General features: G+C 69.5%; 22 protein-coding genes and 1 tRNA gene. 15 read left to right on the forward strand and 8 right to left on the reverse strand.

The annotated features are described in order from the left end of the window. The first annotated feature begins 432 nt into the window (after positions 1 to 432). From dnaK to PQI23_RS00100, 8 genes are all read left to right on the forward strand, one after another. A complete protein-coding gene (gene dnaK / locus PQI23_RS00065) occupies positions 433 to 2,283 on the forward strand; it encodes a molecular chaperone DnaK (RefSeq protein WP_339970504.1) in 1,851 nt (616 codons plus the stop codon). Between the two features lie 2 nt (positions 2,284 to 2,285). Then, a complete protein-coding gene (locus PQI23_RS00070) occupies positions 2,286 to 2,894 on the forward strand; it encodes a nucleotide exchange factor GrpE (protein WP_339970506.1) in 609 nt (202 codons plus the stop codon). Beyond that, positions 2,887 to 3,840 carry a DnaJ C-terminal domain-containing protein gene (locus tag PQI23_RS00075; protein WP_339970508.1) on the forward strand — a complete coding sequence of 318 codons (954 nt, stop codon included), beginning with the start codon at positions 2,887 to 2,889 and terminating at the stop codon, positions 3,838 to 3,840. The genes PQI23_RS00070 and PQI23_RS00075 overlap by 8 nt, the downstream gene beginning before the upstream one ends. An 89-nt stretch (positions 3,841 to 3,929) precedes the next feature. Then, positions 3,930 to 4,352: a heat shock protein transcriptional repressor HspR gene (locus PQI23_RS00080; protein WP_339970510.1), complete on the forward strand. Its 423-nt coding sequence runs from the start codon at positions 3,930 to 3,932 to the stop codon at positions 4,350 to 4,352. Further along, positions 4,349 to 5,536 (forward strand): class I SAM-dependent methyltransferase, encoded by a 1,188-nt coding sequence (locus PQI23_RS00085; protein ID WP_339970512.1) that lies wholly within the window; start codon positions 4,349 to 4,351, stop codon positions 5,534 to 5,536. Before PQI23_RS00080 ends, PQI23_RS00085 begins: the two co-directional genes overlap by 4 nt. A 46-nt stretch (positions 5,537 to 5,582) precedes the next feature. Continuing rightward, positions 5,583 to 6,878, forward strand: coding sequence for an MFS transporter (locus tag PQI23_RS00090; RefSeq protein WP_339970514.1), 1,296 nt, complete (start codon positions 5,583 to 5,585; stop codon positions 6,876 to 6,878). Positions 6,879 to 6,972: 94 nt separating this feature from the next. Then, on the forward strand, positions 6,973 to 8,160 hold the full coding sequence (locus PQI23_RS00095) for a glycosyltransferase (RefSeq protein ID WP_339970516.1): 1,188 nt from the start codon (positions 6,973 to 6,975) through the stop codon (positions 8,158 to 8,160). A gap of 2 nt (positions 8,161 to 8,162) precedes the next feature. After that, entirely contained in the window at positions 8,163 to 9,374 is a 1,212-nt protein-coding gene (locus tag PQI23_RS00100; protein WP_339970518.1) for a glycosyltransferase, read from the forward strand. Here PQI23_RS00100 and PQI23_RS00105 read toward each other — a convergent pair. Then, positions 9,371 to 10,012, reverse strand: a complete 642-nt coding sequence (locus PQI23_RS00105) for a CHAP domain-containing protein (RefSeq protein ID WP_339970520.1) — start codon at positions 10,010 to 10,012, stop codon at positions 9,371 to 9,373. The genes PQI23_RS00100 and PQI23_RS00105 overlap by 4 nt on opposite strands. A 226-nt stretch (positions 10,013 to 10,238) precedes the next feature. Here PQI23_RS00105 and PQI23_RS00110 point away from each other — a divergent pair. After that, positions 10,239 to 10,326 (forward strand) — tRNA-Ser (locus tag PQI23_RS00110). Between the two features lie 50 nt (positions 10,327 to 10,376). Here the strand turns inward: PQI23_RS00110 and PQI23_RS00115 are convergent. Beyond that, positions 10,377 to 12,083, reverse strand: coding sequence for a long-chain-fatty-acid--CoA ligase (locus PQI23_RS00115; RefSeq protein ID WP_339970522.1), 1,707 nt, complete (start codon positions 12,081 to 12,083; stop codon positions 10,377 to 10,379). A gap of 166 nt (positions 12,084 to 12,249) precedes the next feature. On the opposite strand from PQI23_RS00115, the gene PQI23_RS00120 reads away from it, so the two are divergent. From PQI23_RS00120 to PQI23_RS00135, 4 genes are all read left to right on the forward strand, one after another. Further along, positions 12,250 to 13,326, forward strand: a complete 1,077-nt coding sequence (locus PQI23_RS00120; protein WP_339970524.1) for a YihY/virulence factor BrkB family protein — start codon at positions 12,250 to 12,252, stop codon at positions 13,324 to 13,326. Between the two features lie 117 nt (positions 13,327 to 13,443). Then, entirely contained in the window at positions 13,444 to 14,496 is a 1,053-nt protein-coding gene (locus PQI23_RS00125) for an iron-containing redox enzyme family protein (protein ID WP_339970526.1), read from the forward strand. Then, positions 14,493 to 14,693 (forward strand): CDGSH iron-sulfur domain-containing protein, encoded by a 201-nt coding sequence (locus PQI23_RS00130; protein ID WP_339970528.1) that lies wholly within the window; start codon positions 14,493 to 14,495, stop codon positions 14,691 to 14,693. The genes PQI23_RS00125 and PQI23_RS00130 overlap by 4 nt, the downstream gene beginning before the upstream one ends. A 29-nt stretch (positions 14,694 to 14,722) precedes the next feature. Beyond that, positions 14,723 to 15,718: a glycosyltransferase gene (locus PQI23_RS00135; protein ID WP_339970530.1), complete on the forward strand. Its 996-nt coding sequence runs from the start codon at positions 14,723 to 14,725 to the stop codon at positions 15,716 to 15,718. On the opposite strand, the gene PQI23_RS00140 is transcribed toward PQI23_RS00135, so the two are convergent. Further along, complete coding sequence (locus PQI23_RS00140) at positions 15,630 to 16,874, reverse strand: aminotransferase class I/II-fold pyridoxal phosphate-dependent enzyme (RefSeq protein WP_339970532.1); 1,245 nt, start codon at positions 16,872 to 16,874, stop codon at positions 15,630 to 15,632. The two genes, PQI23_RS00135 and PQI23_RS00140, sit on opposite strands and share 89 nt — an antisense overlap. Positions 16,875 to 16,943: 69 nt before the next feature. On the opposite strand from PQI23_RS00140, the gene PQI23_RS00145 reads away from it, so the two are divergent. Further along, a complete protein-coding gene (locus PQI23_RS00145) occupies positions 16,944 to 17,348 on the forward strand; it encodes a TIGR02611 family protein (protein WP_339970534.1) in 405 nt (134 codons plus the stop codon). Between the two features lie 111 nt (positions 17,349 to 17,459). On the opposite strand, the gene PQI23_RS00150 is transcribed toward PQI23_RS00145, so the two are convergent. The 3 genes from PQI23_RS00150 to upp all read right to left on the reverse strand — a co-directional run bounded on the left by PQI23_RS00150 (position 17,460) and on the right by upp (position 20,014). Next, complete coding sequence (locus PQI23_RS00150; protein WP_339970536.1) at positions 17,460 to 18,170, reverse strand: DUF4870 domain-containing protein; 711 nt, start codon at positions 18,168 to 18,170, stop codon at positions 17,460 to 17,462. A 124-nt stretch (positions 18,171 to 18,294) separates the two neighbouring features. Further along, on the reverse strand, positions 18,295 to 18,990 hold the full coding sequence (locus PQI23_RS00155; protein WP_339970537.1) for a winged helix-turn-helix domain-containing protein: 696 nt from the start codon (positions 18,988 to 18,990) through the stop codon (positions 18,295 to 18,297). Positions 18,991 to 19,375: 385 nt separating this feature from the next. Further along, complete coding sequence (gene upp, locus PQI23_RS00160; RefSeq protein ID WP_339970538.1) at positions 19,376 to 20,014, reverse strand: uracil phosphoribosyltransferase; 639 nt, start codon at positions 20,012 to 20,014, stop codon at positions 19,376 to 19,378. A 56-nt stretch (positions 20,015 to 20,070) separates the two neighbouring features. Here upp and PQI23_RS00165 point away from each other — a divergent pair, with 56 nt between their 5' ends. Next, positions 20,071 to 20,505, forward strand: coding sequence for a nucleoside deaminase (locus PQI23_RS00165; protein ID WP_339971129.1), 435 nt, complete (start codon positions 20,071 to 20,073; stop codon positions 20,503 to 20,505). Between the two features lie 175 nt (positions 20,506 to 20,680). Here PQI23_RS00165 and PQI23_RS00170 read toward each other — a convergent pair whose 3' ends face one another. Both PQI23_RS00170 and PQI23_RS00175 read right to left on the reverse strand, forming a co-directional pair. Next, the gene (locus PQI23_RS00170) at positions 20,681 to 21,775 is read right to left on the reverse strand and encodes an ABC transporter ATP-binding protein (RefSeq protein WP_339970540.1); all 1,095 of its coding nucleotides are present in this window, start codon (positions 21,773 to 21,775) and stop codon (positions 20,681 to 20,683) included. Positions 21,776 to 21,777: 2 nt separating this feature from the next. Next, positions 21,778 to 22,602 carry an ABC transporter permease gene (locus PQI23_RS00175; protein ID WP_339971131.1) on the reverse strand — a complete coding sequence of 275 codons (825 nt, stop codon included), beginning with the start codon at positions 22,600 to 22,602 and terminating at the stop codon, positions 21,778 to 21,780. Between the last annotated feature and the right edge of the window lie 8 nt (positions 22,603 to 22,610).

Genomic DNA, 22,610 nt, shown 5'->3' on the forward strand with positions numbered 1-22,610 from the left:
CGGTCTCTCACGAACATGTTCGGTTCTCCGAAGGGGAATCGAGGTGCGAAGCTTCCAGCAGCGACCGGCATGTCGCGCCGAATGGGCGACGTGCGAGTCGCCGCGCTTCCCCCGAGGTTCCCCGAGACCATCCCCCAAATGGACTCCTCCACCGTACGCAGAGGACTCTCAGCCTGTGAAGGCCCTCTGAATCGGGTTGACGGGCGCTCCGGCGATGGCGCAGGCGAATGCGGGTCGCAGCACCGCGCCTGAGAGTTGAGTGTATCCGGCTCAAGTTACGTCGTTCGACTTGACCTTTTCAGGTGCGAGAGTAAACTTGAGTCCAGCAGGCTCAACCTCGAGCTGGTCGCGCAAGAGCGCGATCCGCCGTTGGTGGGTGAAGACTTCGGGTGGGCGGGTGCCCGCCCGATCCGATCGACAGAAGGAGTACACATGTCACGCGCAGTAGGCATCGACCTCGGCACCACGAACTCGGTGGTATCGGTTCTCGAGGGCGGCGAGCCCACGGTCATCGCGAACGCCGAAGGCCTTCGCACGACGCCGTCGATCGTCGCATTCACGAAGGACGGGGAGGTACTCGTCGGCGAGACCGCGAAGCGCCAGGCCGTCACGAACGTCGATCGCACCCTCTCCTCGGTCAAGCGCCACATGGGCACCGATTGGAAGACGGACGAGATCGACGGCAAGCGCTACACCGCGCAGGAGATCAGCGCTCGCACGCTGCAGAAGCTGAAGCGCGACGCCGAGACGTACCTGGGCGACAAGGTGACCGACGCCGTCATCACGGTGCCCGCGTACTTCAACGACGCCGAGCGTCAGGCGACGAAGGAGGCGGGCGAGATCGCGGGCCTGAACGTGCTCCGCATCATCAACGAGCCGACCGCCGCGGCACTTGCGTACGGCCTCGACAAGGGCAAAGAGGACGAGCTGATCCTCGTCTTCGACCTGGGCGGCGGCACGTTCGACGTCTCCCTCCTCGAGGTGGGCAAGGACGACGACTTCTCGACCATCCAGGTGCGCGCCACTGCCGGTGACAACCGCCTCGGCGGCGACGACTGGGATCAGCGCATCGTCCAGTGGTTGATCCAGCAGTTCAAGTCGTCGACCGGAGTCGATGTCGCGAACGACAAGATCGCGCTGCAGCGGTTGAAGGAAGCGGCTGAGCAGGCGAAGAAGGAGCTCTCGAACTCGACGAGCACCCAGATCCAGCTCCCGTACCTCTCGCTCACCGAGAACGGCCCGGCGAACCTCGACGAGACGCTGTCGCGCGCCAAGTTCGAGGAGCTCACGAAGGATCTGCTCGAGCGCACCCGCAAGCCGTTCCAGGACGTGATCGCCGAGGCCGGTGTCAAGGTCTCGGACATCGCGCACGTCGTGCTCGTCGGCGGTTCGACGCGCATGCCGGCGGTCACCGAACTCGTCAAGTCGCTCACCGGCGGCAAGGAGCCGAACAAGAGCGTGAACCCCGACGAGGTCGTCGCCGTGGGCGCTGCGCTGCAGGCCGGCGTGCTGAAGGGTGAGCGCAAGGACGTGCTGCTCATCGACGTGACGCCTCTCTCGCTCGGCATCGAGACGAAGGGCGGCATCATGACGAAGCTCATCGAGCGCAACACCGCGATCCCGACCAAGCGCAGCGAGACATTCACGACGGCGGAGGACAACCAGCCGTCGGTCGCCATTCAGGTCTTCCAGGGCGAGCGCGAGTTCACCCGCGACAACAAGAACCTCGGCACCTTCGAGCTGACCGGCATCGCTCCGGCGCCGCGCGGTGTGCCCCAGGTCGAGGTGACCTTCGACATCGACGCCAACGGCATCGTGCAGGTCTCCGCGAAGGACAAGGGCACCGGCAAGGAGCAGACCATCACGATCTCCGGCGGGTCGACGCTCTCGAAGGAGGACATCGAGCGCATGGTGCGCGAGGCGGAGGAGCACGCTGCTGAGGACAAGCAGCGTCGCGAGGCCGCCGAGGTGCGCAACAACGCCGAGCAGCTCGCCTACTCGGTCGAGAAGCTCATCTCGGAGAACGATGAGAAGCTGCCTGAGGACGTGAAGACCGAGGTGCAGGGCGATCTCGACGCGCTGAAGCAGGCGCTCGCCGGTGATGACGACGAGGCTGTGAAGAACGCCTCGGAGAAGCTCGGCCAGAGCCAGACGAAGCTCGGCGAGGCGATCTACGCAGCGGCGCAGGCCGAGGCACCGGCCGAGGGCGGTGCGGAGCAGCCGTCGAACGATGACGACGTCGTGGACGCCGAGGTCGTTGAAGACGACGAGGAGAAGAAGTAACCATGGCGAACGAGGAACAGCGCACGCCCGGGGAGGACCCGAACGCTGACGAGGTTCCTGCTCAGGAGCCGGAGTCGCAGGACTCCGGCTCCGCGCCCCAGCCCGATCTCACGGTCGAGGACATCCTGGAGGCGGAGCAGAGCGACGCCGCGGCAGATGCCGACACCGCAGAGGGCGGTGCGTCGACGGACGCCGACAACCCCTATCTCGACGATCTGCGCAGGTTGACGGCGGAGTACGCCAACTACCGGAAGCGCACCGAGGCGAACGCGGCCATCGAGAAGCAGCGCGCGATCGCAGCCGCGGTCTCGCCGATGCTGACGGTGCTCGACGACCTCGATCGAGCTGAGAAGCACGGCGATCTCGCGGAGGGGTCGGCGTTCGCGACGATCGCGCAGAAGATCCGCGGAACGTTCGAGCGGATCGGCGTTCAGAGCTTCGGCGAGACGGGCGAGGTGTTCGACCCGCAGATCCACGAGGCAATTGCGCAGGTCCCGGTGCCCGGCACTGAGCAGCAGACGGTGCTCGACGTCATCGAGCGCGGATATCGCATCGGCGAGGTCGAACTGCGCCCCGCCAAGGTCGCGGTGGCGGTGGGAGCGGATGGCTAGTCAGGATTGGCTCGATAAGGACTTCTATCAGCTGCTCGGAGTGTCGAAGGACGTCAGCGATGCCGAGCTGAAGAAGACGTACCGCAAGCTCGCGCGCAAGTATCACCCGGATTCGAACCCGGGGGATGCGGTGGCCGAGGCGAAGTTCAAGGAGATCAGCGAGGCGTACTCGGTGCTCTCCGATGCGGAGCAGCGGGCTGAGTACGACCAGATCCGCGCGATGGGCGCCGGTGGCGCTCGCTTCACGGCGGGCGGCGGCGGCGGCCAGGGCTTCGAAGACGTCTTCGGGGGCATGTTCGGCGGCGGCGGGCGCAACACTCACTTTCAAGCGGGCGGCCCTCAGGGGTTCGAGGACATCTTCGGGGGCATGTTCGGCGGCGGCGCTCCTCGCGGCCCGCAAGCGGGGCGCGACATCCAGGCGACGACGACGCTCGATTTCGAGACCGCCGTGCAGGGCAAGACCGTCACGCTGCAGGCTTCGACCGGCTCCGTCAAGGTCAAGATCCCAGCAGGGGTCGCCGATGGCCAGAAGATCAAGGTGCGCGGCAAGGGCGAACCGAGCCCGACCGGGGGCCCTGCCGGAGACATCATTCTGACGGTGAGCGTGCGCAAGCACCCGGTCTTCGAGCGAGAGGGGCAGAACCTGCGGGTGAAGCTGCCGGTGACCTTCTCGGAGGCGGCGCTCGGGGCGACGGTCGAGGTTCCGACCCTCGGCGGCGCGCCGGTGAAGCTCAAGGTGCAGCCCGGTACGCCGAGCGGGCGCGTGCTGCGCGTCAAGGGGCGAGGTGTCGCGAGTTCCAAGGGGACCGGCGATCTCCTGGCCGAGGTGCAGATCGTCGTCCCGTCGCATCTCACTCCCGAGGCGACGGAGGCCCTCGAAGCCTTCCGCGCCGTCGAACCGAAGGAGAATCCGCGAGCCGATCTCCTGGCTCGCGCGAAGGGGTGAGCCACCCCTGATCGAACGGGGAGCGCAGCGGCGAGTGGTTCACCCGCCGCTGCGCTCCCCGGCCAGCCGAACGAAAGCAGGTCAGCATCATGGCGAGCCCTCAGATGGACCGTTTCACACCGGTGTTCGCGATCGCCGCGGCCGCCGAGCTCGCCGAGATGCACCCGCAGACCCTCAGGCAGTACGACCGCATCGGCCTCGTGTCGCCGCAGCGCACGCGGGGGAACACGCGCCGATATTCGCTGCACGATGTCGCCAGATTGCGCGAGGTCGCCCGTCTCTCGGCCGAGGGACTCAGCCTCGAAGGCATCAGGCGAGTGCTCGATCTCGAGGATCAGGTGCGCCGACTCGAGGGCCGCGTGCGCGATCTGGAGCGCGCATTGACCGAGGAGCGCCTGCAGCGCCCCGATCGCCGGGTGTTCGCGGCGGGATCAGCGGGGGGCGAGGTCGTCACGCTGCGGCGCGGTACGCGCATGCGTCGCAACGCCGAGGTCGTCGTGTGGCAGCCGTGAACCATGGTTCTCCCGACGAGCACTTCGATGAGCACCTCTCCGGGCTCTTCGCTCAGCTGACGCGCGAGCCCGATTTCGACGCCGACGAGCTCCAGGCGTTCGACGCTGCCGACCATCTGATCCTGCGCTCCGCGGTTGAGGATCTCGCCGAACGCCCGCTGCAGCATCCGCTCCGCGGCGCCGACATCGTCGTGATCGGGGACCGCCACGGCGCGCTCACCCTCGGAGCCGCGACGGTGTTCGAGGCCACGGGGATCCGCACCCATCAGGATCCCCTGCTCGGCGAACGCGCACTCGCGCAGAACGCCGGGCGTCTGGGCCTGACGGACCGGTACGTGCACCACCCCCTCGATGCCGCGCTGCTCACCGGAGCGCGCCTGGTGCTGCTGCAGCTGCCCCGCGGGCTCGAAGCCCTTGCCGAGATCTCGGAGGCGATCGCGCGCTGGGCCGATCCCGAGGTCCGGGTGTTCGCGGGCGGTCGTGTCAAGCACATGACCCGCGCGATGAATGACGTGCTCGGGCGCGACTTCACCCGGGTGACGGCAGGTCTCGGCTGGCGCAAGTCGCGGGTGCTGCGCGCGGAGTCCCGGCGCGAGCGCGCGGGGGATTCGCCCTCCTTTCCGAAGTGGGGCTCTGACAGCGATCTCGACTTCTCGATCGCGGCCTTCGGCGCGACGTTCGGCGGGCCCGTGCTCGATCACGGCAGCAGGCTGCTGCTCGGCACGCTCGCGCACGTGAGCCGCGAACCTGCCACGGTCATCGACCTGGGGTGCGGCAACGGAGTGCTCGCGGTATCGGCGGCTCTGCGCTTCCCCGGTGCGCAGGTGCTCGCGACCGACCAGTCGGCGGCCGCGGTGGCGGCCACTCGGCTGACGGCGGGAGCAGCCGGAGTGGCGGATCGCGTCGCGGTCGACCGCTCCGACGCTCTCGAGGCGGTGCCCGACGAGTGGGCCGACCTGATCCTGCTGAACCCGCCGTTCCATACGGGCGCCACGGTGCACGCGGGCGTCGGGCATCGACTGATCCGTTCCTGCCGCCGCGCCCTCGCGCCCGGAGGAGAACTGCGGCTCGTCTTCAACTCGCACCTCAGGTACCGGCCGCTCGTCGAGCGAGAGGTCGGACCGGTGCGGCAACTCGCGCGCACCGCCGCGTTCACGGTGCTCTCGGCCTCTCGCGTCTCCTGATCGACGCGGCGCTCGGGCGGAGGGCGCGGAGTACTGTGGAGTCGACATGACGAATTCGGCACCGGCGTTTCTCTGGCGACTCGCCCCGAGCATCTACGGGCCGGCAGTGCTCTTCTCGCTCGGCGAGTACGCGATCCTGCCGCTCGTCGCGGTGATCGCGGTCGACATGGGAGCGAGCATCGCGCTCGCGGGCGTCATCGCCTCGGCGGCCGTCGTCGGCCAGGTGCTCGGCAATCTGCCCGCCAGCTGGGTGGTCTCCCGAGCGGGTGAACGCGCAGCGATGCTGATCGCTGCGGGAGTGGCACTGCTCGGGTGCCTCGGGCTCGTTCTCGCGCCCACGCCGGCACTGCTCGGCGTGGCGGTGCTGGTCATCGGGTTCGCCGCGGCATCCTTCGGGCTGGCCCGGCACGCCTTCATGACGACGCGCGTGCCCCTGCGCTTTCGGGCGCGAGCGCTCTCACTGCTCGGCGGCACGAATCGCCTCGGACGGTTCGCGGGCCCGTTCCTCGCAGCAGCGATGGTTGCCGTGACGGGCGACACGGAGTCGCCCGTGTGGGCGTTCATCGCGTGTCTGGTGCTCGCATCCGCCCTGGTCGCGTGGGCTCCCGATCCCGAGCGCGAGGTGCCCGGAACCTCCGGCGATCAGCACTTCGGGAGCGCGCCGGCCGGCAGCTCCCGGGGTGGAGGCGGCGCAGCGAAGGCCCTCGCTCCGGGTGCGCGGTCGGGCGTGCTGGGGGCGGTGCGCGACGGCGGGGCGGCGCTGCTGCGCATCGGCGGCGCCGCCGCGATCCTCTCGGGAATGCGTTCGATCAGAGACGTGCTGCTGCCCCTCTGGGGCGTGTCGATCGGACTCGACGCCACGCAGGTCGCCCTCATCGTGGGCATCTCGGGCACCGTCGACTTCCTGCTCTTCTACACGAGCGGTCAGATCATGGATCGATTCGGGCGGCTCTGGGCGAGTCTCCCCGCGATGATCGTGATGGGAGTCGGGTTTCTCGCCCTCGCCGGCACGCACGACCTTCCCGGTGCGGAGGTCTGGCTGCTGATCGTCGCGATCGTCGTGGGGCTCGGCAACGGCCTGTCGAGCGGCATCAACATGACGCTCGGGGCGGATCTCGCTCCGAGCGATCGGCCCGCACCGTTTCTCGCGGCGTGGCGGACTCTCACCGACTTCGGCGGTGCCGTCGCACCCCTGGCGATCTCGGGTCTCGCCGTCGTCTCGCTCCCGTTCGCAAGCGTCGCGGCCGGGGCGCTCGCCGTCGTCGGCGCCGTCGGCTTCGGGCGCTGGGTTCCGCGCTATCTGCCGCACATCGGTCGCAGGCCGCCGCGATCCGACGATTGAACGCTCTGCAGGCCGTGCTTTGTAGACTGGAGGCGCTTTGCGCGCCGGGCGCGCGAACTCGCATTCATCTCCGACCGAAGGACTCCCGCGCACCGTGAGCACCACCGATCGTCAGGCGCCCCTGCGCATTCTGCAGGGCTGCGATACCTTCTCCCCCGATGTGAACGGGGCCGCTCGATTCGCGGAGCGGCTCTCCGCCGGCCTGGTGCAGCGGGGCCACGATGTGCACGTCGTCGCGCCCGCGGTGCGGCACAGCCAGCACGGGAGTTACGTCGAGACCGTCGAGGGCGAGCAGATGACCGTTCACCGGTGGGCGAGCTGGCGGTGGTACCCCCACGACTGGCTGCGGTTCGTGCTGCCGTGGCGGGCGCGGGGCTATGCCCGCACGCTGCTCGACCGGGTGCGGCCCGACGTCATCCACATCCAGTCGCACATCGTGATCGGCCGTGCGCTCGCCATCGAAGGCGCGAAGCGGGGCATCCGCATCGTCGCCACGAACCACGTGATGCCCGAGAACGTGCTCGATTTCACGCTGCTGCCCGAGAAGGCGAAGCGACTCTTCGTGCGCTGGGGCTGGAACGCCGCCGACCGCGTGCTGCGGCTCGCCGCCGCCGTCACGACGCCCACGCGCCGCGCCGCCGACTTCCTGGAGCGCAACACGCACCGCCGGGGCGTGCGCCCGGTGAGCTGCGGGCTCCGCGCCTCCGACTACACCGCGGACCTCACGCCTCGTGCGGCGAACAAGCTCGTGTTCGTCGGCCGCGTCACGCTCGAGAAGGAGATCGACGTCATCCTCCGCGCGATTCCGCGCCTCGACGCCGACCTCGACGTGCACTTCACCGTCGTCGGCGACGGCGACCAGCGCAAGAACCTCGAGAAGCTCGCCGCAGACCTCGGCATCTCGGATCGCGTCGAGTTCACCGGGCGCGTCACCGACGCCGAGCTGCGCGCCCATCTCACCAGCGCGAGCGTGTTCACGATCGCCTCCATCGCCGAGCTGCAGTCGATCGCGACCATGGAGGCGATGGCGTCGGGGCTGCCGATCGTCGCCGCGAATGCGATGGCGCTGCCGCACCTCGTGCACGACGGAGAGAACGGCTATCTCTTCCAGGCGGGCAACGACCGGGAGCTCGCCAGCCGCATCACGCGCGTGCTGCGGAAGACCCCGGAGGAGTACCTGCGCATGCAGCAGGCGTCACTCGAAGCGGTGACGGTGCACGACATCGACCGCACCCTCGACACGTTCGAGCAGCTCTACCGCGGCGAGCCCGACGCGCGCTGAACATGCACATCCTCATCGTCACCGACCAGCACCCCGAGTCGTTGGGCGGGGTGCAGGTCGCGATTCGCATGCAGCGCCGCGCGCTCGAGCGTCTCGGGCACCGGGTGACGGTCGCGGCTCCGGCGCTCCACCGTCGCGGGTACGCCACGGCGGCGGCGGATCGCGCAGCGTACATCGACCTCCCCTCTCGGCCGATCACGCGCGATCGCGAGTACGGAATCTCGTGGCCGGGGCGGCGCACCGATCGCGCCCTCGCAGGCGCTCTCGCCGATCTGCCCCCGGTCGATCTGGTGCACGTGCAGGGCGACTTCTGGGGCGCCATGATCGGTGTCCGGGCCGCGCGTGGATTGCGCGTGCCGATCGTGCACACGATGCACAACCACGTCGACGAGGGAACGCGAGCGGTCACGCCGCTCGCGCCGGTCGCGTTCGCCGGGCTGCGCGCGTGGCGGCGCCTCGCTCTGGGGGCGACGCGCGGGGGAGTCGACCGCGGCTCGCGGGGCGCCTGGCGCTACCTCGCGGAGCTCGCCGCCGAGGCGGCGGCGGTCACGGCGCCCTCGCAGCACTTCGCGGAGGCGTTGGAGCACCACGGGGTGAGCCGGAAGGTGCTCGTGACTCCGAACGGGGTCGACGACGAAGCGATCCGTGTCGCACGAGGCGAGGAGCGTTCCGAGCGGAGCCGGCCGAAGCTCGTCTGGCTCGGTCGCATGAGCCACGAGAAGCGCGTGCTCGAGTTCATCGAGGCGATCGCGACGTCGGGCATCGACGCCGACGTGACGCTGCACGGGGCGGGATTGCTGCTGCCGCGCGTCGAGCAGCGCATCGCGGCGCTCGGTCTCGCGGATCGCGTGACCGTCGCCGGGCCCGTGCCGTACGCCTCGGCCCTCGCCGCCCTGGGCGACGCCGATGCTCTGGTGCAGACGTCGATCGGGTTCGAGACGCAGGGGCTCACGCCGTTCGAGGCGGCGGCTCTGGGAACGCCGACGATCTTCTCGGACCCGGAGATCGCGGCGGATGTCGACGTCGCGCAGAAGTGGATCGTCGCCGATGAGACGGTCGGCGCGCTCGCGCGCACGCTGCGTCAGGCAACGTCAGAGCTCGCCGCAGACGCCCCGTCGACGCGCGTGGATGCGTCGGTCGCCACTCGGTTTCTGCAGTCGGCTCGCACGGAGGAGATGCTCGCGGTGTACGAGGCCGCGCTCGCGGAGGCTTAGAAGCGCCAGACTGCGGCGGTGAAGCCCTCCGGCGGTGCGGGCGTCCAGTCCGTCTCCTCGGTGACCAGGCCGGAACCGCCCGGGCTGTTCGACTGGATGATGGTGAAGGTGCCGTCGTCGTTCACCTCGGTGATGAGCACCGTGTGCACACCCGTCACCCAGGAGGTGGGGGAGGCCGTGTACTCGTATTGGATGATGTCGCCAGGCTCCGCGTCGGAGAGCGTCATGCGGGTCGCGCCCGTGTAGTTCGCGACGGGGTCGCCGCTGCCGGTCCATGCGCCGTTACCGGCCTTGACCCAGCGCTGCGCCGACATGATGCACTCGCCCGGAGCGTTCCATCCGGTCGGGCGGCTCGTTCCGATCTCGCTCTTCGCGAGTTCGATGGCCGCGTCGACGTCGTATCCGTGCGGCACCTTCGCGACATCCTCTTCGACCTGCAGCACCGAATCGATCGAGGCACCCGCGAGGGCGTCCTCCGTGGTGTCGAGCTGCTGGGCGACGGTCGTGACGGGCTGTACGGCTGCGGCCGGCGAGGAGAAATCCTCGAGCGGCACATCGGCCGCCGCTGGTGCTGCGCCGACGGCGAAGGTTACAGAAGAAACCAGGCCGACTACGAACACCTTGGCAGATACATTCACGCGATAAACTCCGGACTTTCCAACACAAAGCGCCGGGCGGATGGCCCGAGCGCCTCACCTAGTATGCGTTACCGTTCCGTTACTTTCAAGTCCTGCGGTCAGCTGACGTACATCTTTGGGCGCTCGACCGGGGAGTGGCCGACGTGCTGCATCGCCTGCGTGCACCCTCGGTTCGGTCTGGTGGCGAGAACCCGCTAGACTGGTGCGCGCTGGCTTCGGCCAGTGAGGAGGATTCGCCTAGCGGCCTATGGCGCACGCCTGGAACGCGTGTTGGGTTCACGCCCTCGGGGGTTCAAATCCCCCATCCTCCGCCACCGGGCCCGTCGCACTGCGACGGGCCCTTCTGCGTCTGCGGGCGGCTGTTTCAGCCGGCCGCGCGGGCGAGCAGCGCCTCTCGCACGCTGCGGCGGAGCACCTTGCCGATGAGCGAACGCGGAAGCTCGTCGACCTGAACGAAACGGCGCGGCACCTTGTACGGGGTGAGACGGGCGCGGCAGAAGTCGCGCAGTGCTCCGGGGTCGAGCTCGACGTCGTCACGCAGCACGACGGCTGCCGCCACCTCCTCGCCGCCGTCGGAGCGCGGCAGGCCGACGACGGCGGCCGCGCTCACATCGGGGTGCGCGAAGAGCGTGTCTTCCACCTCGCTCGGGGAGACGTTGAAGCCGCCGGTGATGATGAGCTCCTTGAGGCGGTCGACGATCGTCACGAAGCCGTCTTCGGAGACCTCGGCGATGTCGCCCGTTCTGAGCCATCCGTCGGGCAGCAGCGCCTCCGACGTCTCGAGCGGTCGGCCCCAGTACCCCTGGAAGACCTGGGGGCCGCGCAGCAGCAATTCGCCGGGTTCTCCGAGCGCCACGTCCACCGACGGATCCTCGGGATCGACGACGCGGATCTCGGTGCTCGGGAACGGCACGCCAACGGTGCCCGGGCGGCGCGTCCTGCCGATGGGGTTGCCGAGCGCCACCGGCGAGCTCTCGGTCATTCCGTACCCCTCCACCAGCAGGCCGCCGGTCGTCTCCTCCCATCGCTCCACCGTCGCCACGGGAAGGCTCATCGCGCCGGAGATCGCGAAGCGCACCGTCGAGAGATCGACCGTTCCCCGCGACGCAGCGCGAGCGAGCTGGTCGTAGATCGGCGGCACCGCGGGAAGGAAGGTCGGCGGGCTCTTGCGCGCCGCCGCCGTGACGAGCCCCACGTCGAAGGTCGGGAAGAGCACGAGCTTCGCGCCGATGCTCATCGCGAAGGTCAGGCAGAGCGTCATCCCGTAGGCGTGGAAGAGCGGCAGCACCCCGTAGAAGGTCTCCTCACCGCGCTCCAACCCCGGCACCCAGGCCTCGCCCTGCATGGCGTTCGCCCGGAGGTTGGCATGCGACAGCATCGCCCCCTTCGGGGATCCGGTGGTGCCGCTGGTGTATTGGAGGAGGGCGATGTCGTGCACTGAGGGGCCGGTAGTGCGCCGGGCGACTCGTCGGTGATGCAGCAGGTCGTTCCAGGTGACGAGACCCTTCGCCGATGGGGTTCCCGTCAGCTTCGCTCGGGAGGCGCGCGCTGCGGGAAGCGGCAGGCGCAGCAACAGGCGCTTCGATCGGGGCATCGCAGAGGTGAGGTCGACGCTGACGATGCGCTCGAGCGCGAGGTCGGACGGGAAGTCGGCGATGGTGTCGACCACCTTGTTCCAGGCGATCGCGAAGCGGGCGCCGTGATCCTCGAACTGATGGCGCAGCTCACGAGCCGTGTAGAGCGGATTGTGCTCGACGACGACGGCGCCGAGCCGAAGCACCGCGTAGAACGCCACGACGTGCTGCGGGCAGTTCGGCAGGACGATCGCCACCCGATCGCCCTTCGTCACGCCGATGCGCCGCAGCCCCTCGGCCGCCCGCTCCACCTGTTCGCCCAGTTGCCGGTAGTTCGTGGTCGCTCCGAAGAACTCGAGTGCCGCATGGGAGGGGAACTCGCGCACGCTCGCCGCAAGCATCTCGGGGAGCGTCTGCGCGGGGTCGCCGATCTCCGCCGGCACTCCTTCCGCGTACGAGGACAGCCACGGGCGGGCAGCGTAAGGCGAGGCGTTCATATCTCCATACTGCCGCTTCAATACACCGTGCGACAGAATCTTGCGTCGCGCGGATCGCATCACTATAGGGCAGGGGGAGCTCGGGCGCGACCCCGATGACGCCTGGCGGCGCTCGTACTTCACTGGAGGCTCCGCTACCCTCGAGCCTGCACGGGAAGGACACCCCATGAGCACCCAGGACGCACCGCACGCCGACACTCGGAAGCACGCCCCGGATCCGGAGGACGCTCGAAAGCCGGACGGGCCGACCGACCTCGAGAAGCGCTCCTGGAAGTACGTGCTGCGCAAGACGCTCCGAGAGTTCGGTGCGGATCAGTGCACGGACATCGCCGCGAGCCTCACCTACTACGCGGTACTCGCCCTCTTCCCCGCCCTGATCGCGATCTTCTCACTGCTGGGGGTGTTCGGTCAGGGACCCGCGGCGACGGACGCGATTCTCGGCATCGTCGACGAGGTCGCCCCGGGTGGCACGGCCGACGTGGTGCGCGGCCCGATCGAGCAGTTCGCCACTTCGCCGGCCGCGGGCTTCGCGCTGGTGAGCGGCCTCGTCGTCGCGATCTGGTCGGCCTCTGGGTACGTCACAGCCTTCAGCCGGGCGATGAACCGCATCTACGAGATCGAGGAGGGGCGGCCGTTCTGGAAGCTGAAGCCGGCGCAGCTGCTCGTCACGATCATCGCGCTCGTGCTCATCGTGATCGCCGCCGTGATCCTCGTGGTCTCGGGCCCCGTGGCGGACGCAGTCGGCTCGACACTCGGCATCGGCGAGACGGCGACGATGATCTGGTCGATCGCGAAGTGGCCCGTGCTGCTCGTCGTGTTCGCACTGATTCTGGCGATCCTCTACTACGCCACCCCGAACGCCAAGCAGCCCAAGTTCCGCTGGATGAGCATGGGGGCGTTCCTCGCCCTCATCCTCTTGGCGATCGCGACCGCGGCGTTCGGCTTCTACGTCGCGAACTTCTCCAACTACGACAAGACGTACGGCTCGCTCGCCGGCGTCATCATCTTCTTGCTGTGGCTATGGATCGCGAACAACGCCATCCTCTTCGGCGCGGAGTTCGACGCGGAGTTGGAGCGCGGGCGCGAGCTGCAGGCCGGCATGCCGGCTGAGGATCGGATTCAGCTCCCGCCGCGCGACACCCGCAAGAGCGACAAGGCCGCGAAGAAGGAGCAGCAGGACATCGCGGAGGGGCGGAGGATCCGCGAGCGGAACGGCAAGGACGCGAAGACGAGCGCCGATTGAACGTCAGCGCCGCTCCGGCGCCGCTCCGAGCGCATTACCGCACTTCTCGTCTCGCCGCCAAGCCCTTTCGACGCGACGCGTTGCCGGAGAAGCTGAAGGCCTACCGTTAGGAGCCCCATGTCCGTTACCGTCGACACGCCATCCCCACTGCTCGCCCTGCAGCCCCGCGGGCCCGTCAGCGAGGCACTGCTGCAGAGGCTCTCGGGGGTGGGAGAGGAGACTGGCGCGAGCGCTGCTCCGGAAGCCGCCCGCCGGGCAGTCGGACGCTCGGAGAGTGTGACGTACGACGAGGACATTCAGCTCGCGCTCTTCCTGCTGTACGCCTGCTTCTACGGCTCGCTCGAGGGCATCTCGGCGGATGCGGAGTGGGATACGGCGCTCATCGAGACGCGCTCGGTGCTGGAGGCGGCGTTCGAGGCCGAGCTTCGAGAGCGCATCCAGGTGTCCGATGTCCCCGATGCTCGAGCGAGGGACGTGGCGAAGGCGCTCTTCGATCTCACCTCCGCCGACTCCGGCCCGAGCCTGTCGCGGTACTTCGCGAAGCGCGCAACCGAGGAGCAGGCGCGGGAGTTCCTGATGCAGAAGTCGATCTACACGCTGCGAGAGGCAGATCCGCACTCGTGGGCGATTCCCCGCCTCCGCGGCGGTGCGAAGGCGGCGCTCGTCGAGATTCAGGCCGACGAGTACGGCGGCGGTCGACCCGATCGGGTGCACGCCACGATCTACGCGAAGACGATGCGGGGCGCGGGCCTCGATGACACCTATGGCGGGTACCTGGGCGACGTTCCCGCCATCACGCTCGCGTCCCACAACATGATGTCGATGTTCGGGCTGAATCGCCGACTCGTCGGGGCGATCGTGGGCCACCTGGCCGCGTTCGAGATGACCTCGGCGATCCCGAATCGGCTGTACGGCGACGGCTTCCGCCGCCTCGGGTACGGGGAGGACGTCACCGACTACTTCGACGAGCACGTGGAAGCGGACGCCGTGCACGAGCAGATCGCCGGGCGCGACATGGCGGGCGCGCTCGCGGAGGATCGGCCGGAACTGCTCCACGACATCATGTTCGGAGCGGCCGCCTGCTTGACCGTCGACGGCTGGATGGGGCAGCACATGCTCGAGTCGTGGACGGACGGGCGCTCCTCCCTGCGAGCCGGAGCCGCGGCGTGACCGGCGACGAGCCGACGGTCACGCCGTACCCCGACGGGCCACTGATCGTGCGCGGAGAGATCACCCTGCAGACGGTGGACGGAGAGCCGATTCCGCAGAAGCGCCGCACCGTGGCGCTGTGCCGCTGCGGGCTCTCGACCATCAAACCCTTCTGCGACGGCACGCACAGACTCTCCGGGTTCCGCACCGATGACTGAGCGATACTGAGCGACGCTGAGCCACGACCATGGGCGACCAGATACCGGTGGAGTACATCATCCCGCTGCGGTGGAGCAGCGATGCCGGGCTGGACGAACTCACCGCGTACCTCCGAGAACTCGCGACGTGGGTCGACGTCACGGTCGTCGATGGATCGACTGCACCGCTCTTCGACGCGCACGCCGAGCGGTGGCGGGGGATCGTGCGGCACCTCGCGGTGCGACCGCCGAGCACCGGCAATGGCAAGGTCGTCGGCGTGATCGCCGGAGTCGAAGCGGCGCGTCGCGAGCTCGTCATCCTGGCGGATGACGACGTGCGGTACGACCGGCGCGGCGTCAGCGCGGTGGCTCGCGCCCTGCGCGGCTCGGACCTCGTGAAACCGCAGAACGTCTTCGCGCCGGCGCCGTGGCACGCGCGGTGGGACACCGGCCGCAGCCTGCTGAATCGAGCCCTGGGAGACGACTACCCCGGAACGTACGGGCTGCGCCGCTCCGTGTTCATCGAAATGGGCGGCTACGACACCGACGTGCTGTTCGAGAATCTCGAACTCGAACGCACGGTGCGCGCGGCCGGGGGCCGGGTCCTCTCCCGGCCGGACATCGTCGTTGCGCGACGACCGCCCTCGACGGCGCACTTTCTCTCGCAGCGCGTGCGCCAAGCGTACGACAGCTGGGCGCAGCCGGCTCGGCTCCTGGCGGAGGCGACGATTCTTCCCGCGGCGATCTGGAGCAGTGCGAAGCGATCGCGAGCCGTCGTGCTGCTCGCGGTGATCCTGCTCCTCGCAGAGCTGGGCCGACGTCGACACGGCGGCGCAGAGGTCTTCCCGCGGACGGCAGCACTGTGGGCGCCGCTCTGGGTGCTCGAGCGCGGGGTGGCGGTCTGGATCGCGATCGGGCTGCGAGCTCGAGGAGGGGTGCGGTACGGAGGTGCGCGACTCAGCCGAGCGGCGCACTCCGAGGCGCATCTGCGACGCGCAACTGGGCGAGTCGCTCGATCGCGGAGCGCAGCGTCCGCTCGTCCTTGACGAACGTGAAGCGCACCCACGACGCCAGGGCTGAGGCAGTCTCCGACCCAGCGCTGCAGAACGCCGAAATGGGTACGCACGCCACGCCGATCGAGCGGGGCAGCATTCGCGCGAACGCCGCACCGTCGGGTACCGACTCGCTCAGGAACGGCGCGGCATCGGCGCACACGAAGTAGGTGCCGCCCGGCACCACCAGATCGAAACCGGCCTCGCGGAGGCCGGCGACGAGGAGGTCGCGGCGATCCGCCAGGGAATCGCGCAGTTCCCGGACATCGGCATCGCCGTCGGTCAACGCGCGTGCGATCGCCGGTTGGAACGGTGCGCCGCCCGAGTAGGTGAGGAACTGCTTCACCGCGGTCATCGCCTCGATGAGCGGCGCCGGCGCCACCGCCCACCCGATCTTCCAGCCGGTGAGCGAGAACGTCTTGCCCGCGGACGAGACCGTCACGGTGCGCTCGGCCATTCCGGCGAGCGCCGCGATCGAGTGGTGGCGAGCACCGCCGAAGGTGAGATGCTCGTAGACCTCATCGGTCAGCACGATGGCGTCGGCTCGCTGCGCCGCATCCGCGACGAGGGCGAGCTCGTCGGCGCTCAGCACGGTTCCGGTGGGGTTGTGCGGCGTGTTGATCAGGATCACGCGCGTGCGGTCGGTGATCGCGGCGTCGAGTGAAGAGCGATCCAGTCGGAAGGCGCCGTTCTCGTGCCGCAGAGGGACGGTCGCATGGGTCGCGCCCGACATCGCGATGAGTGCGGCGTACGCATCGTAGAACGGCTCGAGGGTGACCACCTCGTCGCCAGGGCCGGTGAACGCGAGCAGCGCAGCGGCGAGGGCCTCGGTCGCGCCCGCGGTGACGAGCACCTCGGTCGCCGGGTTCGCGATGAGCCCCGTGTGCCGGTGCCGGTGCTGCGCGATCGCGTCGCGCAGGGCCGGGATTCCGCGCCCCGGCGGGTACTGGTTCTGCCCGGTGAGGATCGCATCGGCGGCGATGCGGCGAATCCATTCCGGGCCGTCGGCGTCGGGGAACCCCTGCCCGAGATTCGCCGAATCGGTTTCGACCGCGAGCGCGGTCATCTCGGCGAAGATCGTCGGGCGAGTCGTTCCGTCGGTCGCTGCCAGACCTGCCGCGGCCGCCACGGATCGCCATCGCTCGCTCATCCCGCCAGTCTAAGCGTGCACCCACCTGTCATGCGGCGTGCTGCCAGCCTCGCCGCGTAGCCTCGCCGCATGCCCGCACCCGATGCACTCCGAGCCGCGCCCGGCAGCCGACGCGAGCGCACGGAGCATCACGAGCGCACGGAGCATCACGAACGCGCGCAGTATCGGGAACGCCGCTGGCACCGCGTGGTTCGCGGGGCGTCTCGAGCCCGCGCCGTGATCAAGCGGAGCCGCTGGCTCGACGCGCTCTACCGGATCGCGATCACCGCGCTCGGCGCGCTGATCGTCGTCGTCGGGCTGATCCTGGTTCCGCTGCCGGGGCCCGGATGGCTCATCGTGTTCTTCGGTCTCGCGATCCTCGGCACCGAGTTCCACTGGGCGCGGCGGCTGCTCGGGTGGGCGCGGATGGCGCTGGCACGGTTCACGGAGCGCTGGCGCGCCCGGCGCGCGCGTCGCGCCGCGTACGGCACCTGATCACCTGATCCGGCGAGGCGCCCTCGTCAGCATCGAGGTACGGGCCGACGAACGACAACGGCGCCCCGAGCCCGCATATGCAGACCAGGGCGCCGTGGCGTGCGAGCGACGCTACTTGACGAGCGGAACGTTGAAGATGAAGCCCGGCCGCTCGCCGCGGCGGAAGCCCTCGCTCGCCTTCACCGCAGCGATGATGTGGAAGATGAACAGCACGAGCGAGCCGATCCAGAGGATGAAGGCGAAGATCGCTCCGAGGTAGGGGATGAACGCGAGGATCCAGGTCACTACGACGACGCCGACTCGCAGCAGCGAGAAGTTCAGGTTGTCGCGCTGGTACGCGTACACGCGCTGGTCGCCCTTGTCCTTGTCGACCAGGTAGAAGATCAGCGCCGGAATCCAGGAGAAGAAGACCGACAGCCAGTAGTTCAGCACCACGTTGGTCGCCGGATCGGCCGCCGGCTGCGCGTAGCCCGCGGGCGGCTGCTGGTAGCCTCCGGGCGGCGGGGGCGTCTGACCCGTCTGGCCGGGCGCGCCGTACTGCGGCGGCTGCTGCGGCTGCTGGTAAGTCTGCTGCGGCTGCTGCGGCTGCGCAGGCGGAGCCTGGTACTGCGGTGCCTGCGGGGGCGCCGGCGGCGTGGCCGGAGCCTGGTACTGGGGCTGCTGGAACTGCGGAGCCGACGGAGGCGTCTGGGGAGCGCTCGGGGGAGCCTGGGGCACCGTCGGAGGTGCGGGCGGAGCCGGTGGCGTCGTCGGCGCGGGATCGCCGGAGCCGTTGCCGGCGGGCTCGCGGCCGGGCTGATCCTCTGGGGGCAACGTAGTCATGTTCGGTCTCCTTCAAGACGTAGGATGCGCTTTTGAGGCTACCGCAGGTGCCTCGCGTCGCGGTAGCGCATTCCCCGCCACGCGCCGAAGCAGCGCGCGGTCGGGCGATGCCGGGCGCTCCGGTCTAGAACGCGTCGGGGCTCGGAGCCGCGGTGTGGAGGATCGCGACATCGGCGTGGCGGTCGAACCGGTACCCGGTGCCGCGCACCGTGCGCACGATGTCCTGGTACTGCGCGAGCTTCACGCGCAGGCGACGGATGTGCACGTCGATGGTGCGCTCGCTCGGCACCTCCTCATCGCTGCCCTCGCTCCACAGCGCGGAGATGAGCTCTTCGCGGCTGATCGTGCGCCCCTCGCGCAGCACGAGATACTGCAGCAGTTCGAACTCCCGGAAGGTGAGGGCGGCGGCGACGTTGTCGAGCAGCACGCGCTTGCGCGAGAGGTCGAGGATCACTCCGCTCGCCGCGTGGTCCTGCTCCTCCGCCTCGTGCTGCTTCTGGCGGGCGACGGCCGCGGGGTCTCCGAGTGCGAGGCGCACCACGTCGACGTCGCGACCACCGGTCTGCTCGGGAGCGAGCGCGACTGCGGCGTACGTCTCGGCTGCGGGAGCGAGCTCGGCGACCAGCTGCTTGATGCGCGTGACGATGGCGCCGAGCTTGGGGTCGCCGTCGGCGATCTTGTCATCGGCGAGGCCGACGTAGAGGGCGAAACCGCGCACCTCGGTGCCTTCGGGAACTCGGCGCTCGGGCGCCGTCTGCGGTGCGAGATCTGCAGCGAGGTCGGGGCGTGCGGCGCGGAGGGTCTGCGTGGTGGCGTTCATGATGATGTCCTTCAAGCTGTCGAATGCGGTTCTGCGCTGCGGTGCGCGGAACGCTGTGGCCGGGAACCGGCCGGAGGTGCGGGCGATACGGGCGCCGGTCTCGAAGTGTTCGAGAGGATCGACACCGTGTGATTGCGGCGATGGGATGCGGGACGCGCATCGCCGGGTGGACGTACTGCTAGAAAACGTTCACATGCACATTCGACAACGCATGACACTCTGCCCGGCCATCATCATGCCGGGGTTCCCAAAGTTCACCTCGAAGGCGGACTGGGGACGAATGGTCTCATGCATAACCGCAAGTTAAGCAAAGCATTGCTCCGGGTGTCAAGCGGAAGTTGAAGCACCCAGTCGAGCGGTCCGGCGGCCGAGCGGTTGGGTCGAGTCAGTCGCCGGCGGTGCCGTACAGGCGGTCGCCGGCGTCGCCCAGACCGGGCACGATGTAGGCCTGCTCGTTCAGCCCCTCGTCGAGCGCGCCGAGCACCAGGGTCACCTTGCGGTCACCCGCGGCCTGCTCGATCGCCTCGACGCCCTCCGGAGTGCCGAGTACGCAGATCGCCGTGACATCGTCGGCGCCGCGGTCGAAGAGGAACTTGATCGCCGCCGCGAGCGATCCTCCCGTTGCGAGCATCGGATCGAGCACGAAGCACTGCCGCCCGGCCAGCGAATCGGGCAGGCGCTCGGCGTAGGTCGTGGGCTGCAGCGTCTCCTCATCCCGCGCCATGCCGAGGAACCCGACCTCGGCCGTGGGCACGAGCTTCACCATCCCCTCGAGCATGCCGAGCCCGGCGCGCAGGATCGGGACGATGAGCGGCAACGGCTCGCTGAGCTTCACGCCCGTCGTCGGGGCGACCGGGGTCTCGATGGCGTGCGGCTCGACGCGCACCTCGCGGGTCGCCTCGTAGGCGAGGAGCGTCATCAGCTCTTCGATGAGGAGCCGGAACGTCGGCTGAGAGGTCTTCGTGTCACGCAACACGGTGAGCTTGTGGGTGATGAGGGGATGATCCGCAACGAAGACTCGCATGGACCTATTCTATTGGCGTGACCCCCATCCCCCCATCGCGCGCCGAGTCCGAGATCATGGGGCTGGCTCTCGCGGAGGCGCGGGTCGCGCGCGACGCCGGCGAGATCCCGGTCGGAGCTCTCGTGCTCGACGCCGAAGGGGCGGTGATCGGCGCGGGTCGCAATGCACGCGAGGCGGTGCCGGATCCGACGGGCCATGCCGAGGTCATCGCCATCCGCGAGGCGGCCGCCGCCCGTGGAAGCCGGGTGCTCGACGACTGCACCCTCGTGGTCACCCTGGAGCCGTGCGTGATGTGCGCCGGCACCATCCTCGCGGCCCGAGTCGCGCGCGTGGTGATCGGCGCCTGGGACGAGAAGGCCGGCGCGGTCGGCAGCGTCTACGATCTGCTGCGCGACGGGCGCCTTCCGCACGCGGTGCCCGAGGTGGTCGCGGGCGTGCGCGCCGACGAGAGCGCCGCGCTGCTGCGCGCCTTCTTCGAGCGCCGCCGCTAGCCGCCGCTGCGTCGCCGCCGTCCGCCGCTGCGTCGCCGCTGCCCCCTGTGCGAGCGGGGTCACTTCGGGAGTGTGTCGGGGCGGTGGAGGCACGCAACACCCTCCCGAAGTGACCCCGCTCGCAGAATGGGCGCGGATGGGCGCGGACCGGGGCGGGCAAGCCGGGCGGGCGGCGTCAGGCGCGGGGCGCGACCGTCACCGGTTCGGGGGCGAACGAGACGACGACGCGATCGCCCGCGCGGAAGGGTTCGTCGGCGCCGTGCTGCGACGCGACCTCGGTGCCGTCGTCGAACTGCACGACCGTGCGGCGGATCGGGCCGAGGAATCCGCTCGACAGCACGACACCGCTCAACGGAGACGCGAAGGATCCCGGAGCCTCTGCCGCGAGCCGCACGTGCTCGGGGCGCACATACGCCGTGACACGTGCGCTCGAGACGCCGGTGGTGCCGGCTCCCGCGGGAGCGATCAGCGGGAGCAGGGCGCCGCGCACGTTCACGCGATCCTGCTCCTGCGTCGCGTCGAGCTGGTTGGAGAGCCCGACGAAGTCGGCGACGAAGGGCGAGGCGGGCCGGCGGTAGAGGTCTTCGGGCGTGCCGAGCTGCGCGATCCGGCCGCCCTCCATCACCGCGACGCGGTCGGAGATCGCGAGCGCCTCCTCCTGGTCGTGCGTGACGAAGACGGTGGTGATGCCGAGCTCGGTCTGAATGGCGCGGATCTGCTCGCGCAGCCGCACGCGCACCTTCGCGTCGAGCGCCGACAGCGGCTCGTCGAGCAGCAGCGCACGAGGCCGCGTGACGAGTGCTCGAGCGAGAGCGACGCGCTGCTGCTGACCGCCGGAGAGCTCGTGGGGGAACCGCTCGGCGAGATGCGAGAGCCCCACGATCTCGAGCATGTCGCCGATGCGGGTGATCCGCTCGGCCTTCGGCACCCTGCGCATGCCGAGCCCGAACTCGACGTTGCGGGCGACGGTGAGGTGCGGGAAGAGCGAGTACTGCTGGAAGACCATGCCGATGTCGCGGCGGTTCACGGGAACCCGGGTGACATCGTCGTCGCCGATGCGCACGCGACCGGACGTGACATCCTCGAGACCGGCGATGCAGCGCAGCGCCGTCGTCTTGCCGCAGCCCGACGGGCCCAGCAGGCAGATGAGTTCTCCGGGTTCGAGCGCGAGGTCGATGTCGTGCAGCACGGTGGTCGCGCCGTACGCCTTGGTCACCTGCTCGAGGCGCACCGCGGCCCCCGATCGGGTCTGGGTCATCGTGGCGTTCATGATCAGGACTCCTGAGAGGTTGTCGAACGGGAACCGCGCCGCTTCCGGCGACGCGGCGCGCCCCCGGTGCTGCTGACGAGGAGAAGAACGAGGAAGGCGCCGACCAGCGAGAGCAACGATACCGCGACGGCGACGAACGGATCCGACTTGGAGATCTGCAGCAGCGCCGTCTGCAGCGTCACGCGATTGAGCAGCGATGAGACGGTGAATTCGCCGAGCACGATCGCGATCGTGAGCAGCGAGGCCGCGAGCAGGCCGCGTCGCACCCCGGGGGTGACGATGCGCACCAGCACGGTGCCCCACCCGGCGCCGAGCGAACGAGCGGCTTCGGTGCGCGTGCGGGCGTCCATGCCCTGCAGGTCGGAGTTGATCGCCCGGTAGGCGAAGGGCAGCACGAGCACGCCGTACGCGAGCGCGAGCGACCAGGCGCCGGAGCCGACGACGGAGCCGAGCGCGCGGTAGATCGGTGCGAACCCCACGACGAGCACGATGGCGGGGATCGCGATGGGCAGCACCGTGAGCAGGTCGAGCGCCCGTTCCAGTTTCGGGAAGCGCAGATGCACGAGCACGATGGTCGGGAAGAAGACGCCGAGCACGATGACGAGGGTGAGCCCGGCGAGCAGGAACGAGTTTCCGAGCCCCTGGAACAGCGGCCGGTAGGCGCGCGCGTTCGCGGGGTCGAAGAGTCCCAGCCAGTGGTCGAGGCCGTAGCCGCCGGTGGTCTGTCGAAGCGTGAATTCGAGCATCGCGAGGAGCGGGATCATGAAGACGAGGCCGATGACCCCGACCACCGCGTAGGCGACGCCGCGCGGGGGGCGGCCCGGCATGCGCGAGC

Source organism: Leucobacter sp. USCH14 (assembly GCF_037619215.1).
In the GTDB taxonomy this organism is placed as follows: domain Bacteria; phylum Actinomycetota; class Actinomycetes; order Actinomycetales; family Microbacteriaceae; genus Leucobacter.